A 14,717-nucleotide genomic window follows, 5' to 3' on the forward strand; every position below is an offset into this window, starting at 1 on the left:
TCGACCCGACTCTACCGACTCTTCCGAATCGCTCGGCGTAACCCTGTGGCGCCAGACCTGGCCGATGGCCATCGGCGTGCTGTCGCTGCTTGGCTTCCAGCTGGTGGACAGCGCCTTTATCGCCCGGCTGGGGACCGCGCCGCTGGCCGCCCAGTCCTTCACCTTTCCGCTCAGCTTCCTGATCATCGGCGTTCAGGTCGGCATGGGGATCGCCATCGCCGCCCAGATCTCTCGCTCCCTTGGCGCCGGTGACAGCGCGCGCGCACGGCGCCTGGGGAGCCTGGTACTGGTGGTCGGCGCCGCGGTCATCGGTGTGCTGGCACTGCTCCTGTGGGTCTTGCAGGCGCCGATCTTCCTGCGCCTGGGGGCCGATGCCTCGACCCTCGAGCTGATTCGCGACTACTGGGCGCCCCAGCTGCTGGCCGCCTGGCTGGGGGCGGCGATCTACTTCGGGTACAGCCTGTTTCGCGCCCATGGCAATACTCGCCTGCCCGGCAGCATGATGGTGATGACCAGTCTGGTGAACCTGCTCCTCGACCCGTTGCTGATCTTTGGCGTCGGCTCCTGGGAGGGACTGGGGCTGCCCGGCGCGGCCTGGGCCACGGTTGTCGCCTTCGCTACGGGGCTGGTGGTGCTGGGATGGCAGGTTGGTAGGACGAATTGGCTGGCCCGGCATGGGCTGGTCGAGGAGTTGCGTGCCTCGGCGCGGTCATTCGCCGGCATCGCCGGGCCGGCCATGATCAGCCAGCTGATGCCGCCACTGGCGGCGATGCTGGCGATCGCTGTCGTGGCGAGTCAGGGGGAGGCGCAGGTCGCCGCCTGGGGGCTGGCCAGCCGCCTGGAGACACTATCGCTGATGGTGGTGCTGGCCATGACCATGTCGCTGCCACCCTGGCTTGGCCGCTGCTATGGCGCCGGAGATTGGGATCAGGTGCATCGCCTGATGCGTCTGGCACTGCGGGTCATCATCGTGTGGCAGCTGGCGTTGGGCCTGCTGATGGCTCTCGCCGCCCCCTGGGTCGCGCTGGCACTGTCCGGCAATCCGGAGGTGCGCGATGACCTGGCGCTGCTGATCCGCTTCCTGCTGCCCAGTTATGCGGCCCTTGGCGTCTGCATGATCGTGGTCTCGGCGGGCAATGCCCTGGGCTGGCCGCTGCGTGCCATGCTGATGTCGGGAGCGCGGCTGTTCGTCTTCTATCTCCCCTGCCTGGCGCTGGGGGCCTGGCTGGGTGGATTTTTGGGGCTTGCCGCCGGGGCCGCCATCGGCAATCTGATGGCGGGTTTCGCCGCCTGGTGTGTGCTGCGACGCATTCTGGCCAGCCCCCGGCGGCGTGCGCGGGTGGCGTAAGCCTTATGCGTGATGAACTTCATGCGTGATGCACTTCATGCGTGATGCACTTCGTGGCCGCCATCCGAGAAGCCGGGCGGGGTGTTGGCGCTGACGATCACGCACTCCTCCTTGCCCAGGTTGCGGAAGCGGTGGGGGAGGCGCGACTCGAAGTAGTAACCGTCGCCCGCCCCGAGAACCCTGCTCTCGCCATTGACGGTGATCTCGATCTCGCCCGAGACGATGACACCACCCTCTTCACCGTCATGCTCCAGCATCTCCTCGCCGGTATCGGCTCCCGGGGGGTAGCGCTCATGAATGATCGAGAGTTGCCGCTCGGGTCGGCGTGCCGCGACCAGACGAAAGGACAGATGGCCGTCGCCGATCTCGGTAAGCTCCTCGGCGCGGTAGAACATCTGGGCCCCGCCGGGCTCGTCGCCGGCGAAGAAGGTGCTGATCGATACCGGCAGGGCGTCTAGTATTTTCTTCAATGAACTGACCGAAGGGCTGACGCTGTTCTGCTCGATCAGTGAGATGGTGCTGTTGGTCACGCCGGCGCGCTTGGCCAGTTCACGCTGTGAGAGGCCGTTTGCCAATCGTAGCTGGCGAAGGCGGCTGCCTACGTCGAATCCGCTTTCCTCTTGCATGAAGCATCCCGTCAAGAAAATTGCACATATGATAGCGGTTAACGCCTGCGTCGATAAGGGCCGTGAGACGCTTGAGACGCAGGGGCGGTGAGATGTATTTGTTACCTCTCGGGACAATGACTTGCGTCACGCTTCGACATGGCGTCCGGGTCCGGGGTCAGGCATCATGGTGGATGGATAAGGAGGCCTTCGATGACCCCGTTACACGACCTTACCGGATTGATCCTGGCCGGTGGCCAGGGGCGCCGCATGGGTGGCGTCGACAAGGGATTGGTGCCCTTCGCCGGTCGTCCGCTGGTCGCCCATGTACGCGATCGCCTGGCGGGCCAGGTGGCCGAGCTGCTGGTCAACGCCAACCGCAGCCTTGCCGATTATGACGATTTCGCCGACCGCGTAATCGAAGATGCCGAGGATGGCTACCAGGGGCCGTTGATGGGGATCTACAGCGGCTTGCGGGCGGCGCGTACCCCCTGGCTGCTGGTGGTGCCCTGCGATACCCCAAGACTGCCCGATGATCTGGTGGATCGCCTGGTGACCGGCATCGGCGAGGCCGATATCGCCGTGGCCGGCGATGGCCAGCGCCTGCACCCCGTGGTGGCTTTGATGCGCACGTCCCTGGCCGACGATCTGGCCGCGGCACTGGCAGACGGCGAGCGCAAGATCGACCGCTGGTATGCCCGCCACGCCTGGGTGCGGGTGGATTTCGCCGAGGGGGGTGAGGCATTCGCCAACCTGAATACCCAGGAGGAGAAGCGTCGCCTGGAGCAGGCGCTTGCCGAGGAGCCGGCCAAGCGATGAGTGAGCCTGTTGACACCCTGATCCTGGACGAACATCTGCCGCTGCTCGGCATCGCCGCCTGGAGCGGCACCGGCAAGACCACCCTGCTCGAGGCGCTGCTGCCTCGCCTGCGTGAACGGGGGCTGCGGGTGGCAGTGGTCAAGCACGCGCATCACACCTTCGATGTCGACCAGCCCGGCAAGGACAGTCACCGACTGCGCCAGGCCGGTGCCAGCCCGATGCTGGTGGCCTCCAGGGAGCGATTGGCGCTGATGATGGAAACCCCGAATCAGCAGGAGGCGGATCTTCAGGCGCTGCTCGCCATGGTGGCAACCCAGCGGCCCGATCTGGTGCTGGTGGAGGGCTTCAAGGCCTGGCCGCTGCCCAAGCTGGAGCTGCATCGCCCGACCCTGGGCAAACCCCTGCGGGTAGCCGAGGATCCCTGGGTGCGTGCCGTGGCCACGGATGCCCCGCTGGTGTTGCCCGATGGGGTCGAGCGGCTCGACCTCAACGATCTGCCAGCCCTGACCGAGTGGATCGCCGCCTGGCCGGCGCGCTGGCCCGCCGAGCGCCGGCCGCGAGAGGTGAGTGAGGAGACCACGCCATGACCCTTTCCTGCTTCGAGTTGGGCGAACGCATGCTGGCCGTGGAGGAGGCCCGTGAAGCGGTATTGGCGCTGGCTTCGGGACCGCTGCCCGCCGAGCGGGTGGCGCTCGCGTCACTGCATGGTCGGGTGCTGGCCGAGCCACTGCTGGCGCCCATCGATGTGCCCCAGAACACCAATGCCGCCATGGATGGCGTGGCCCTGGCCTGGCGGCCGGAGGCGCTGCCTGCCGGTGGTTTCCTGCGAGTCGCCGAGGTCCTTGCCGGCCATGCGATCGATCGGCCCCTCGCGTCCGGCGAGTGTGTCGGGATCACCACCGGCGCGCCGCTGCCGCCAGGCGCCGATACGGTGATCATGCGTGAGCAGCTGCATCTCGAGAAAAGCGCCGATGGCGAGATTCGCGTTCGGGTTGACCTCCCCGAGCGTGTGCGTCGCGGCCAGAACGTGCGTCAGGCCGGCGAAGACATCCCCCTCGGTGCAACCGCTCTGGTGTCCGGTACACGCCTGGGGGCCGCCGAGCTGGGGTTGATCGCCTCGCTGGGATTTCGTGAGGCCACGGTGGTGCGCCGGCCGCGGGTCGCGGTGTTTTCCACCGGTGATGAGGTGGTGGCGCCGGGCGAGACGCTGCCGAGCGCCGGGATCTTCGATGCCAACCGCTTTGCCCTGATGGCACTGGTAGAGGAGCACGGTGGCGAGGTGATCGATCTGGGGATTCTTCCTGACACTCGTGATGCCATTGCCAGTGGGCTGTCGCGTGCCGCCGGCGACGCTGACCTGGTGCTCTCCAGCGGTGGCGTCTCGGTCGGGGATGCCGACCATACTCGCGCGGCGCTGCTCGAGCAGGGCGAGCTGGGCTTCTGGAAGATCGCCATCCGTCCCGGTCGTCCGCTGGCCTGTGGTCGCCTGGGCACGCGCGGGGTTCCCTTCCTGGGGCTGCCGGGCAACCCGGTGGCGAGCATGGTGACCTTCCTGCAGTTCGCCGCGCCGCTGCTGGCTCGGTTGCAGGGGCGTGAGGGCGCCTGGCCGCGCCGGCTGACGGCGGTGGCCGAGCATCCGCTGAGAAGCCGTGAGGGACGTGTCGACTACCTGCGGGGCCGCTACGCCAGTGCCAGTGACGGCCGCCTGCTGGTGAGCGATGTCGGTGCCCAGGGATCCGGTATCCTCTCCTCCATGGTGCGAGCCAACTGCCTGATCGAGATTGACGACGCCCGCGGCAGCGTGGCCGCGGGTGAAAGCGTCACCATTCAACCCCTGTTCCGACTTCCATGAGGTGTCGAACCATGTCTTTGACCCATCTCAATGCGCGCGGCGAGGCCCATATGGTCGATGTTGCCGACAAGCCGGAGAGTCGCCGCGAGGCCTCGGCCTCGGGGCGTATCCGGATGCGCCCCGAGACCCTGGCGCTACTCGTCGATGGCGGGCTTCCCAAGGGGGACGTGCTGGCCACGGCGCGCATCGCCGGAATTCAGGCGGCCAAGCGTACCCATGAGCTGATTCCATTGTGCCACGCCCTGGCGCTGTCGAAGGTGGTGGTCGACTTTCACCTCGACGAGGACGAGAGCTGCGTCACCGTGACGGCCACCTGCCGTCTCAATGGCCGCACCGGCGTGGAGATGGAGGCACTCACCGCGGTATCGGTGGCCTGCTTGACGCTCTACGACATGTGCAAGGCGGTGGACAAGTCGATGGAGATCGGCGCCATCCAGCTCGATACCAAGCGCGGCGGAAAGTCCGGTGACTACCGGCGTGATGCCGTCGCGCCGCGGCCGGCCCCCATCGTGACCGGCGAGGGGCAGGCCGGCGAGGTTCGTCTGGGTAGCCGCTGTGATATCGCCACGCCGTGCATCCGGGTCAAGTGCCTGGCCGAGCTGCGCGAGCGCCTCGGCGTGGGCGAGGTTGCCGTGGAACTGGATAGCCTGGAAAGCTTCGATGTCGCCGGGCTCAAGGCGGCGCTCAAGGTTCTCGATCCGCGCTTCTCGCGGCTCGATGAGGGGCGGGTGCTGTGCGCCGTCAACCAGGTGATGGCCTCGGACACCACGCCGGTGACCAACGAGGATGAGGTCGCTTTCTTCCCGCCGGTCACCGGAGGCTGAATCATGATTCGAGTGCAGGAGGCGCCTTTCGATGCCGGTGCCGAACAACAGGCGTTGCTGGCCGGGCGCACCGATATTGGGGCCGTGGTGAGCTTTACCGGCCTGGTGCGTGACTTCAACGAGCATCCGGAGGTATCGGCGCTGACCCTGGAGCACTATCCTGGGATGACCGAGTCGGCGTTGAAGGCGATTGTCGAGGAGGCACGTGGACGCTGGTCACTGGATGCGGTCACGGTGATTCACCGCGTTGGACGCCTGACCCCGGGAGACCCTATCGTGTTGGTGGTTGTCGCCAGCGCTCATCGCCGTGCCGCTTTCGAGGCCTGTGACTTCATCATGGACTACCTCAAGACACGGGCCCCCTTCTGGAAGAAGGAACACGCCGGCGACGGTGACTACTGGGTGTCGGAGCGGGATTCCGATCACTCGGATGCCCGCCGTTGGGAAGCTTGAATCGGAGATTGCACCATGACCACTCTGCCACGCGAACTGATTGATGACTTTGGCCGGCGCGTCAACTATGTGCGAATCTCGGTGACCGACCGCTGTGACTTTCGCTGCGTCTACTGCATGAGCGAGGAGATGACCTTCCTGCCTCGTGCCCAGGTGCTTACCCTGGAAGAGCTGGCGATGGTGGCACGTGCCTTTGTCGAACTGGGCGTGGAGAAGGTGCGCCTGACCGGGGGAGAGCCGCTGGTTCGTCGGGATATCGGCTCCCTTGTCGAGCAGATAGGTGGGCTTTCCGGGCTCAATGACTTCGCCATGACCACCAATGGGGCCAGCCTGCGCAAGCATGCCAGGCAGCTTCGTGAAGGGGGGCTCAAGCGGCTCAATATCAGTCTCGACTCCCTGGATTCCGAGCGCTTTCGTCGGTTGACGCGCACCGGTGATCTCGACCGGGTGATCGATGGGATTCGAGCCGCTCGCGAGGCAGGCTTCGAGCGCATCAAGCTCAACGCGGTGATTCTCAAGGGGCGTAACGATGACGAGGTGCTCGATCTGGTCGAGTTCGCTCGCCATGAGAATCTCGATATCAGCTTTATCGAGGAGATGCCGCTGGGTGATGTCTCCGATCACAGCCGGGCCGAGACCTTCTGCTCCAGCGACGAGGTGCAGGCGATCATCGAGAGCCGTTATCCACTGATTCCCACCACCGAGTCGACGCCCGGGCCATCACGCTACTTCCGCATGGGTGACAGTGATTCGCGCATTGGCTTCATCTCGCCTCATAGCCATAACTTCTGTTCGACCTGCAACCGCGTGCGTGTGACGGTAGAGGGGCGCCTGCTGCTGTGTCTCGGTAATGAGCACTCGGTCGACCTGCGTCGTGTGCTGCGCTCTCATCCCGGCGACATGGAGGCCCTCAAGCATGCCATTGTCGCCGCCATGCCACTCAAGCCCGAGCGCCATCACTTCACTACCGATGGCGATGTTCAGGTGGTTCGCTTCATGAACATGACCGGCGGTTGAGGGCTCGGTGAGCGAGTTTTCAGTGCCAGCCATTCTTCAAGCGGCGCCATCGGGCGCCGCTTTTTGATAGTGATATTCGCCAATCAACAGCCGTATTTCTCACTCAAGACGATGGAAAGGCCCTCGATATTTCTTGCGACTTTTCTTGCCAAGCGGTGGCAACTGCATATACTTTTCATTGCGTAAGACAATGTCACCGTCTCATTTATTCGGCTCAGGAGGGACTGATGTCCAGCGAAACCCTGGAACGCATCGCTCGCAACAAGAACGTGGCACGCGCCGCGGCACGTCAGCTCAGCATGGAGCAGCTGCATAAGCTCGCCGAGGTGATCGAGGAGGTCATCGAGCAGAAAAAGGATGAAGAGCAGCAGCGTCAGCAGGAGGAGGCCGAGAAGGAGCGCAAGCGCTCCGAGATCCTCGAGGCGATCAACGAGGCGGGGCTTTCCGTGGATGATCTGGTAGTGGAGCCGCCGCGTCGCAAGCGTGGGCGTCCGCCGAAGAGTGCCAGCAAGGAGTAAGCTTTTTGGCCTGACTCTTTCACCACATGTCCGTCGCTACATGTCCGTCGCTAAACGTGTGTCGTGAAGGACAGGACAAGAAAAAAGTTGTGCAAAAAAAGCCGCTTCTGAGAAGCGGCTTTTACGTCACGGGCCGGCGTCGGGCTACCCCGTATGGCTGATTGTCGACGTCTCCATGGCGAGAATCTGCAGGTGAATCTCCGGCAGGCGGCGCAGGTGTTCGTCGAACCAGCCGATCAATCGTGGCTGCAGGGCCAGACGAAGATCGGCCAGTGTCTCGACGCGCAGTGACGCCAGGACCTCGTCGAGCCATTCGCCCAGGTCGGTTTCGTCAAAGGGCTGGCTTTCGCTGGCATCGAGCATCAGCCTGCCGATGCGAGTCCAGCCGCCCTCGTCGGTGGCGGCCACCGTCAAGGCGAGATAGAGGCTGCCATGGCGGCTCTCCCTGCGCTGCCTACCCCCCAGACCCGGGAGCGGTGCCACGGCATTCTGGTCGATGATACAGGGGGGCTGTGGATGACGAGCCTCCAGGGTAAGGCCATCGGCATCGAAGCGAATCATGTCGCCGTTCAGTGGCGACAGTGGCGCCAGGATGCCGAGCGACTCGGCGATCTCGCGATGCGCCTGCTGATGGCGGGGTTCGCCATGAACCGGCAGTAGATAACGGGGCTTTACCCAGCCATACAGCGTGCGCAGCTCCTCCTGAGCCGGATGCCCCGAGGCGTGCAGCTCTGGGTGGTTGAACTCATCAAGCACCTCGACCCCCAGCTGGCCCAGTCCACGTTTCAGGCGCTCGATCAGCAGCTCGTTGCCGGGAATCGCCTTGGCCGAGAAGATCACGCTGTCGCCAGGCGCGAGCTCGAGGGAGCGATGCCGGCCGCGGGCCAGTCGCTGCAGGGCGGCGCGTGGCTCTCCCTGGCTGCCGGTGGCAATCACGACGACCTCTTCCGGGGGCAGGTAGCCGAGGTCGCTGCTGGGTACCAGAGGCGGGAAGTCGTCCAGATAGCCGAGGCCACGAGCGACGGCCACCATGCGTTCCATGGAGCGCCCCATCAGGCTGACCCGGCGACCACAGCGTTCGGCGGCACGGCCGATGGCGAGCACCCGAGCCAGGTTGCTGGCGAAGCAGGTCACCACCACGCGGCCCCTGCAGCGGGCGATGGTGTGATCCAGCGCCTTGGCCACCTCGCCTTCGCTGCGTGACTCGCCGGGCAGCGGGGCGTTGGTGGAGTCACCGACCACCAGGTCCACGGGGGCCAGGGCGCGGAAGGTGGCCGGTGATATCGGGGCGCCGAGCAGCGGGTCGGGGTCCAGCTTCCAGTCACCCGTGTGAAGCACGCGATGCTCGCCGGCGGCGATCAGCAGCGAGCAGCTCTCGGGAATCGAGTGGGGCACCGGCAGGAAGCGCAGGGTAAAGGGTCCGGTCTCCATGGCCTCGCCGGGCTCGATCACCTGGATGGCGTCGCTGGCGAGCCCTCGTTCATGGAACTTGGCACGCAGCAGGCCGGCCGCCAGCGGGGTGGCGTAGATGGGGCAGCCCCATTTCGGCCACAGCCAGGCCGCGGCGCCGATATGGTCCTCGTGGCCATGGGTGATGATCAGCGCTCTGGGCGCGATGCCGAGCGTTTCCAGGCTGGCCAGGTTGGGCACCTGAAGTGGCGAGTCGGGAAGGTCCTGGCGAATCATCATGCCGCAGTCCACCGCGATCCAGGCCGCATCCTGGCCTTCCCCATGACCGTAGAGGCTGAGGTTCATGCCGATTTCGCCACAGCCGCCCAGCGGCAGAAAGCGCAGGGGAGGGCGGCGGCGAGGGCGGATCTGGACTCGAGACTTGAGCATCACGAAGGAGGCTTCCTGGTATATGACAGTTTCACTATACGGGAAGGCCCCCGGAGGTCACAACGCGCCCCCCGGATACAGGCGTCAGCTCGAGCCGTCCAGCGACACCTGGTTGGCGAGCACCTTGCGCAGGAAGTTGCGGGTGCGCGGGTCCCGGGGAGCACCGAAGAGCTGGTCGGGTGGTCCCTGCTCGACGATGCGCCCTCCTTCCATGAAGATCACCCGGTCCGCCACGTCCCGGGCAAAGCTCATCTCGTGGGTGACCACCAGCATGGTCTGGCGCTCTGTGGCCAACTGCTTCATCAAGCCGAGGACCTCCTCGACCCACTCCGGGTCCAGCGATGAGGTCGGCTCGTCGAAGAGTATTACCTCGGCCTGGGCCGCCATGGCGCGGCCGATGCCGACACGCTGTTGTTGGCCACCGGACAGCGAGGCGGGATAGGCGTCGGCCTTGTCGGCCAGCCCGATGCGCTCCAGGATCTCCCTGCCGCGCGCCAGGGCCTTCTCCTTCGGCCAGCGGTTGACCACTATCAGCCCCTCGGCAATGTTCTGAAGCGCCGTCTTGTTGGCGAACAGCGCATAGTTCTGGAACACGAAGGCGGTTCGCCGGCGTGCCGTGAGGATATCGGCACGGCTGGCCCGGGTGACATCGACATCGAGGTCCCCGATGGTCAGCCGGCCGGCATCCGGCCTCTCGAGGAAGTTGAGGCAGCGCAGCAGCGTCGACTTGCCGGTTCCCGAGGGGCCGATGACCACGATGATCTCGCCCTGCTCGATGGCCAGGTCGATGCCGTCTAGCACCGCCACCCCACCGAAGCGCTTGATGAGTCCCTCTACCTTGATCATCGCCGATATGCCTCGTTGAGCCGGGTCTCCAGGCGCCGCTGGAACCAGGCCAGAAGCTCGACGATGACCCAGTAGAAGAGCGCCACGGTGATAAAGGCCTCGAAGTAGAGGAAGCTGCCGGCGGCCTCCTTCTGGGTGGCGCCCATCAGCTCGGTCACCCCAAGCGTAAACGCCAGGGAGGTGGCCTTGATCATGTCGATGAAGTAGTTCATCAGCGTGGGCACCGCGACGCGGGTCGCCTGAGGCAGCACGATGCGTCGCATCAGCTGGCCATTGGTCATGCCAATGGAGAGTGCCGCCTCGGTCTGGCTGCGGTCGACCCCGACGATGGCGGCACGGATGGACTCCGCCATGTAGGCCGAGAAGTGCAGGGTCAGGCCCATGATGGTGGCGGTGATGCCATTGATCTGAGTAAGAAAGGCCAGCAGCTGGGGTAGACCGTAGTAGAACAGGAATAGCTGTACCAGTAGCGGCGTGCCGCGAAAGAAGGAGATGAACAGCAGGGTAGCGGCGTTGAGCCCCGGGATCCGCAATACGCGGATCACGGCGAGGCCACAGGCGAGCACCAGGGCCAGCGCCATGCCTGCGGCTGCCATCTGCAGGGTCAGCGGCAGATAGCGCAGCAGGACGGGGACCAGCCCCAGCATGTAGTCGAGATCGAGTACGGGCATGGGGGCGGCTCAGCGCATCACGGGGTGGTGATGTCGGTGCCGAACCACTGTTGCGAGATCGTGCGCAGCTCGCCCGATTCACGCAGGGTGGCCAGGGCCGCGTCGACCCGGTCACGCAGGGCGCGATCCTCCTCGGTGTCACGGAAGGGCAGGGCATTGCGAATCTGCGAGAAGGGCTTGCCGGCCAGTGCCAGGGGCATGGGTTTCTCCTTGATGACCTGGCTGGCACTCACCCGGTCCATGATAAAGGCGTCGACGCGGCCCAGGGCGGTATCCTGCTCGATATTGCTCTCATAGGTACGGATGTCGATCTCGTCGGCGTAGGGCAGCTCGCGCAGCAACTCCTCATAGTTGGAGCCGAGATTGACGGCCACGGTCTTGCCCTTCAGATCCTCGACGGACTGGATCGCGTCATTGCCCTTCTTGACCACGACCTGAGCGCCGTCATAGACGTAGGGCTCGGTAAAGGCGTACTTGGCGGTGCGCTCTTCGGTAATGGTGATCTGGTTGGCGATGGTGTCGATGCGGCCGGACTCGAGCATGCCGAACAGGCCCGAGAAGTTTGCCGTGATGAACTCGACCTCGGCCCCCATCTCGTCGGCCACGGCTTCCATGACATCGACCTCGAAGCCCTGAAGCTTGTCCTGTTCGACGAAGGTGAAGGGGAAATAACCGCCGGACATGCCCACCTTGATGGTGTCATCGATAGTGTCATCGTAGGCCTGAGCCAGGCCGGCGGTCACGATACCTGCGGCCAGTGTGGTAAGGACAATGCGCTTGAGCATGATGTGCTCCCGTGTGGTGTCTGGAGTAGCGCTAAGACGACGTAGCGTAATGGCTTTTCAGGGTGCCCAACCTAGAGAATATAGTCGCGGAGCTCCAATAGCGCTTAGTTATATATTGGTAATCGAATCAGGCATGGCGTCGATATGGGGCAGTTTCTGACGCGTGCCGGAATCCGTTGTTTTCGCTACACTGTCGCGCCCGTTACGCCCAGCCTGGAGCCTGTGATGTCACATTACTATCGTCTGGTGGTTTCCTGTCCCGATCGAGTGGGGATCGTTTCCCGCGTCTCCGGCTTTATCGCCGGCCACGGCGGTTCGATCACCGAGGCCAGCCAGCACTCCGATCTCGAGTCGGGGCGTTTCTTCATGCGCTACGAGATTCTGGCCGACTCCATCGGCATGCCGCCCGAGACGCTGCGCGAGGCGTTTCGCCCCATTGCCGAGGAGTTCGACATGACCTGGGCGCTGGCCGATACCCGGCAGCGGCGACGGGTGGTGCTGATGGTATCGAAGGCGTCACACTGCCTGGTCGACCTGCTCTACCGCTGGACCGCCGGGGAGATCGACTGCGAGATCGCGGCGGTGATCTCCAATCACGAGACCATGCGGGGCCTGGTCGAGTGGCACGGTATCCCCTATTACCATGTGCCGGTACCCTCGGATGAGAAGCAGGCCGCCTTCGATGAGGTTGAGAGCATCGTCGAGGAGGTGCGCGCCGACTGTGTGGTGCTGGCGCGTTATATGCAGATCCTCCCGCCGACGCTGTGCGAGCGCTATGCCGGCCGGGTGATCAATATCCATCATAGCTTTCTGCCCAGCTTCGCCGGCGCCAAGCCGTATCATCAGGCCCATCAGCGGGGGGTCAAGCTGATCGGTGCCACCTGCCACTATGTCACCGCGGAACTCGATGCCGGGCCCATCATCGAGCAGGATATCCATCGTGTCAGCCACTGCCATACCCCCGACGACCTGGTGCGCTTCGGTCGCGATGTGGAGAAGGCGGTGCTGGCGCGAGGGTTGCGCTGGCACATCGAGGATCGCGTGCTGATCCACGGCAACAAGACCGTGGTCTTCGCCTGACCGGGAGACATCATGTCCTTCTCCGAACCGGTGTTGGCGCCCTGGCTGCTGGTGAGTGCCAGCCTGGTCGCCCTTGTTCTGCTGGGATTGGCCCTGGCCCAGCGCCCGTGGCGGATGCTGCTGGCCGATAGCGGGTTGCAGCATCGCTGGCTGGCCGCCACCGTGGCGGTACTGTTGATGTGGCAGCTGCGCGCCCAGGCGGTGGACTGGCTGACCCTGCACCTGATGTTTACCGCGCTGCTGGTGTTGGTGTTCAAGGCGCCGCTGGCGCTGCTCTCGCTGCTGCTGGTCAATCTGGCGATGGTGGTGACCGGTCGGGTGGATTGGACCCTGCTGGGGGTCAACCTGCTGGTGACCGGTGTCATGCCGGCGCTGACCATGGTGCTTGTCTGGCGGCTGGTGGATCGTTACCTGCCCGACAACCTGATGGTGTTTCTGTTTGTCTGCGGCTTCTTCGGTGCCGCGCTGTCCTCGCTGGCCGCCGGTCTCTCCGCGGTAGGCTTGATGCTGCTCGGCGCCAGTGATGTCCATGCCCTCTATCAGGCCCTGGAGTACGCCCGCTTCCTGCCACTGCTGATGCCCTCGGAGGCGTTCATCACCGGCATGCTGATGAGCATACTGCTGGTCTACCATCCGCACTGGGTGGCGACCTTCAATGATCACCGTTACATCGATACCAAGTAGGCCCCATGAGTGCATCCTCTAGCGTGGCGCCGCGTCGACCGGCTCGCCGCGAGCTGCTGGAAGGTCCCATCGCCGCTACCTTGCTGAGAAAGACCCTGCCGGTGATCGGCGGCATGATCGCCATGCTCAGCTTCAATCTGGTGGACACCTGGTTTATCTCGCGGCTGGGTACCAAACCCCTGGCGGCGGTGTCGTTCACCTTTCCGGTGGTCTTTACCGTGATCAGCCTGGCCATCGGGCTGGGCATCGGCACCTCCGCCGTGGTGGGGCGGCGGCTGGGGCGTGGCGAATTCGAAGTGGTGCGACGGCGTGCCACCGATGCCGCCCTGCTGGGGCTGATGGTCGGCCTGGTCATGACCCTTCTGGGGTTGGCGAGCCTCGAACCGCTGTTTCGGCTGTTGGGGGCCGATGACGTGCTGATGCCGCATATTCGCGACTATATGGGGGTCTGGTACTTCGGGGCCGCGGCGATGATCGTGCCACGCGTGCTCAACAGCCTGCTGCGGGCCCACGGCAATACGGCGACTCAGGGCGTGATGATGGCGCTGGCCGCCGTGATCAATGTGGTGCTGGACTGGTGGCTGATCTTCGGCGCCGGGCCGCTGCCGGCCATGGGAGTCTCCGGGGCGGCCCTGGCCACGGTGCTGAGCTGGGGGCTGATGGCGGTGGCCCTGCTCTTCCAGCGCGAGCTGCGTGGCCTTATCGATATCCGCGGCATGACTCGTGGGGGAGTGCTCGAGTCGTGGCGGGAGCTGGGGCGCATCGCCGGGCCCGCGGCGCTGACCAGTGTGTTCACTCCGCTGGCCATGGGGTTGCTGACGCGTATCGTCGCCGGCCATGGGCACGATGCCGTGGCCGGCTTCGGTGTCGGCACGCGCCTCGAGGCGTTCGCCCAGATCGCCGTGCTGGGCCTCTCCATGACTCTCTCGCCCCTGGTCAGTCAGAACGCCGGTGCCGGCCAGTACGTTCGGGTGCGTCGTGCCATCTTCGGCTGCTTCGTGTTCGTGCTCGCCTGGCAGCTGCTGGTCTGGGTGGTACTGCAGGCGCTGGCCCCCTGGTTGGTGACTGCCTATGCCGAAAGCCAGGCCGTGGGCGAGGTGCTGCGACACTTCCTGTGGCTGGTGCCGCTGGGGCTGGGTGCCCAGGGCGTGGTGATCCTGGCGGTATCTTCCTGCAATGCCCTGCATCGCCCTTCCCGGGCCATGCGGCTCTCGGTGGTGCGGCTGTTCGTGCTCAGCGTGCCCCTGGCCTGGGTGGGAGGGCGCCTGGCCGGCACTACCGGCGTTTTCGCCGGCATGCTGATGGCCAACCTGCTGATGGCAGCGATCGCCTGGTGGCAGACGCGGGTGGTCCTCTCCCGTTACCGGTAGATTTTT

16 protein-coding genes are annotated in these 14,717 nt (G+C 65.0%); 11 read left to right on the top strand and 5 right to left on the bottom strand.

Translation table 11 applies throughout. The annotated features are described in order from the left end of the window. Positions 1–64 precede the first annotated feature (64 nt). On the top strand, positions 65–1,348 hold the full coding sequence (locus E0702_RS07840) for an MATE family efflux transporter (RefSeq protein ID WP_132042688.1): 1,284 nt from the start codon (positions 65–67) through the stop codon (positions 1,346–1,348). A gap of 35 nt (positions 1,349–1,383) precedes the next feature. Here E0702_RS07840 and E0702_RS07845 read toward each other — a convergent pair whose 3' ends face one another. Then, positions 1,384–1,974, bottom strand: coding sequence for a cupin domain-containing protein (locus E0702_RS07845; protein WP_132042565.1), 591 nt, complete (start codon positions 1,972–1,974; stop codon positions 1,384–1,386). Positions 1,975–2,166: 192 nt separating this feature from the next. Here E0702_RS07845 and mobA point away from each other — a divergent pair, with 192 nt between their 5' ends. The 7 genes from mobA to E0702_RS07880 all read left to right on the top strand — a co-directional run bounded on the left by mobA (position 2,167) and on the right by E0702_RS07880 (position 7,436). Further along, the gene (gene mobA / locus E0702_RS07850; protein WP_132042567.1) at positions 2,167–2,772 is read left to right on the top strand and encodes a molybdenum cofactor guanylyltransferase MobA; all 606 of its coding nucleotides are present in this window, start codon (positions 2,167–2,169) and stop codon (positions 2,770–2,772) included. Further along, complete coding sequence (gene mobB, locus E0702_RS07855) at positions 2,769–3,359, top strand: molybdopterin-guanine dinucleotide biosynthesis protein B (RefSeq protein ID WP_132042568.1); 591 nt, start codon at positions 2,769–2,771, stop codon at positions 3,357–3,359. Before mobA ends, mobB begins: the two co-directional genes overlap by 4 nt. After that, positions 3,356–4,624, top strand: a complete 1,269-nt coding sequence (gene moeA / locus E0702_RS07860; protein WP_132042570.1) for a molybdopterin molybdotransferase MoeA — start codon at positions 3,356–3,358, stop codon at positions 4,622–4,624. The genes mobB and moeA overlap by 4 nt, the downstream gene beginning before the upstream one ends. An 11-nt stretch (positions 4,625–4,635) precedes the next feature. After that, the gene (gene moaC, locus E0702_RS07865; protein WP_132042572.1) at positions 4,636–5,448 is read left to right on the top strand and encodes a cyclic pyranopterin monophosphate synthase MoaC; all 813 of its coding nucleotides are present in this window, start codon (positions 4,636–4,638) and stop codon (positions 5,446–5,448) included. Positions 5,449–5,451: 3 nt separating this feature from the next. Further along, complete coding sequence (gene moaE / locus E0702_RS07870; protein WP_132042573.1) at positions 5,452–5,901, top strand: molybdopterin synthase catalytic subunit MoaE; 450 nt, start codon at positions 5,452–5,454, stop codon at positions 5,899–5,901. Positions 5,902–5,925: 24 nt separating this feature from the next. After that, the gene (gene moaA / locus E0702_RS07875) at positions 5,926–6,918 is read left to right on the top strand and encodes a GTP 3',8-cyclase MoaA (protein WP_132042690.1); all 993 of its coding nucleotides are present in this window, start codon (positions 5,926–5,928) and stop codon (positions 6,916–6,918) included. Positions 6,919–7,145: 227 nt separating this feature from the next. After that, on the top strand, positions 7,146–7,436 hold the full coding sequence (locus E0702_RS07880; RefSeq protein ID WP_132042575.1) for an H-NS family histone-like protein: 291 nt from the start codon (positions 7,146–7,148) through the stop codon (positions 7,434–7,436). Between the two features lie 144 nt (positions 7,437–7,580). Here the strand turns inward: E0702_RS07880 and E0702_RS07885 are convergent, their stop codons facing one another. From E0702_RS07885 to E0702_RS07900, 4 genes are all read right to left on the bottom strand, one after another. After that, on the bottom strand, positions 7,581–9,191 hold the full coding sequence (locus tag E0702_RS07885) for a ribonuclease J (RefSeq protein ID WP_132042693.1): 1,611 nt from the start codon (positions 9,189–9,191) through the stop codon (positions 7,581–7,583). A 168-nt stretch (positions 9,192–9,359) separates the two neighbouring features. After that, on the bottom strand, positions 9,360–10,121 hold the full coding sequence (locus E0702_RS07890) for an amino acid ABC transporter ATP-binding protein (RefSeq protein WP_132042577.1): 762 nt from the start codon (positions 10,119–10,121) through the stop codon (positions 9,360–9,362). Beyond that, complete coding sequence (locus tag E0702_RS07895; RefSeq protein ID WP_132042579.1) at positions 10,118–10,792, bottom strand: amino acid ABC transporter permease; 675 nt, start codon at positions 10,790–10,792, stop codon at positions 10,118–10,120. The genes E0702_RS07890 and E0702_RS07895 overlap by 4 nt, the downstream gene beginning before the upstream one ends. A gap of 17 nt (positions 10,793–10,809) precedes the next feature. Then, entirely contained in the window at positions 10,810–11,577 is a 768-nt protein-coding gene (locus tag E0702_RS07900) for an amino acid ABC transporter substrate-binding protein (protein WP_132042580.1), read from the bottom strand. Between the two features lie 225 nt (positions 11,578–11,802). On the opposite strand from E0702_RS07900, the gene purU reads away from it, so the two are divergent. Genes purU through E0702_RS07915 form a run of 3 tightly spaced genes read left to right on the top strand, consistent with a single transcriptional unit; the run spans position 11,803 to position 14,711 of the window. Then, positions 11,803–12,657, top strand: coding sequence for a formyltetrahydrofolate deformylase (gene purU / locus E0702_RS07905; protein ID WP_132042582.1), 855 nt, complete (start codon positions 11,803–11,805; stop codon positions 12,655–12,657). A gap of 12 nt (positions 12,658–12,669) precedes the next feature. Beyond that, positions 12,670–13,341, top strand: a complete 672-nt coding sequence (locus tag E0702_RS07910) for an energy-coupling factor ABC transporter permease (RefSeq protein ID WP_132042584.1) — start codon at positions 12,670–12,672, stop codon at positions 13,339–13,341. Positions 13,342–13,346: 5 nt separating this feature from the next. Continuing rightward, on the top strand, positions 13,347–14,711 hold the full coding sequence (locus E0702_RS07915; protein WP_132042586.1) for an MATE family efflux transporter: 1,365 nt from the start codon (positions 13,347–13,349) through the stop codon (positions 14,709–14,711). The last annotated feature ends 6 nt before the right edge of the window (positions 14,712–14,717 follow it).

It is taken from the genome of Halomonas marinisediminis (assembly GCF_004347715.1).
GTDB lineage: Bacteria > Pseudomonadota > Gammaproteobacteria > Pseudomonadales > Halomonadaceae > Halomonas > Halomonas icarae.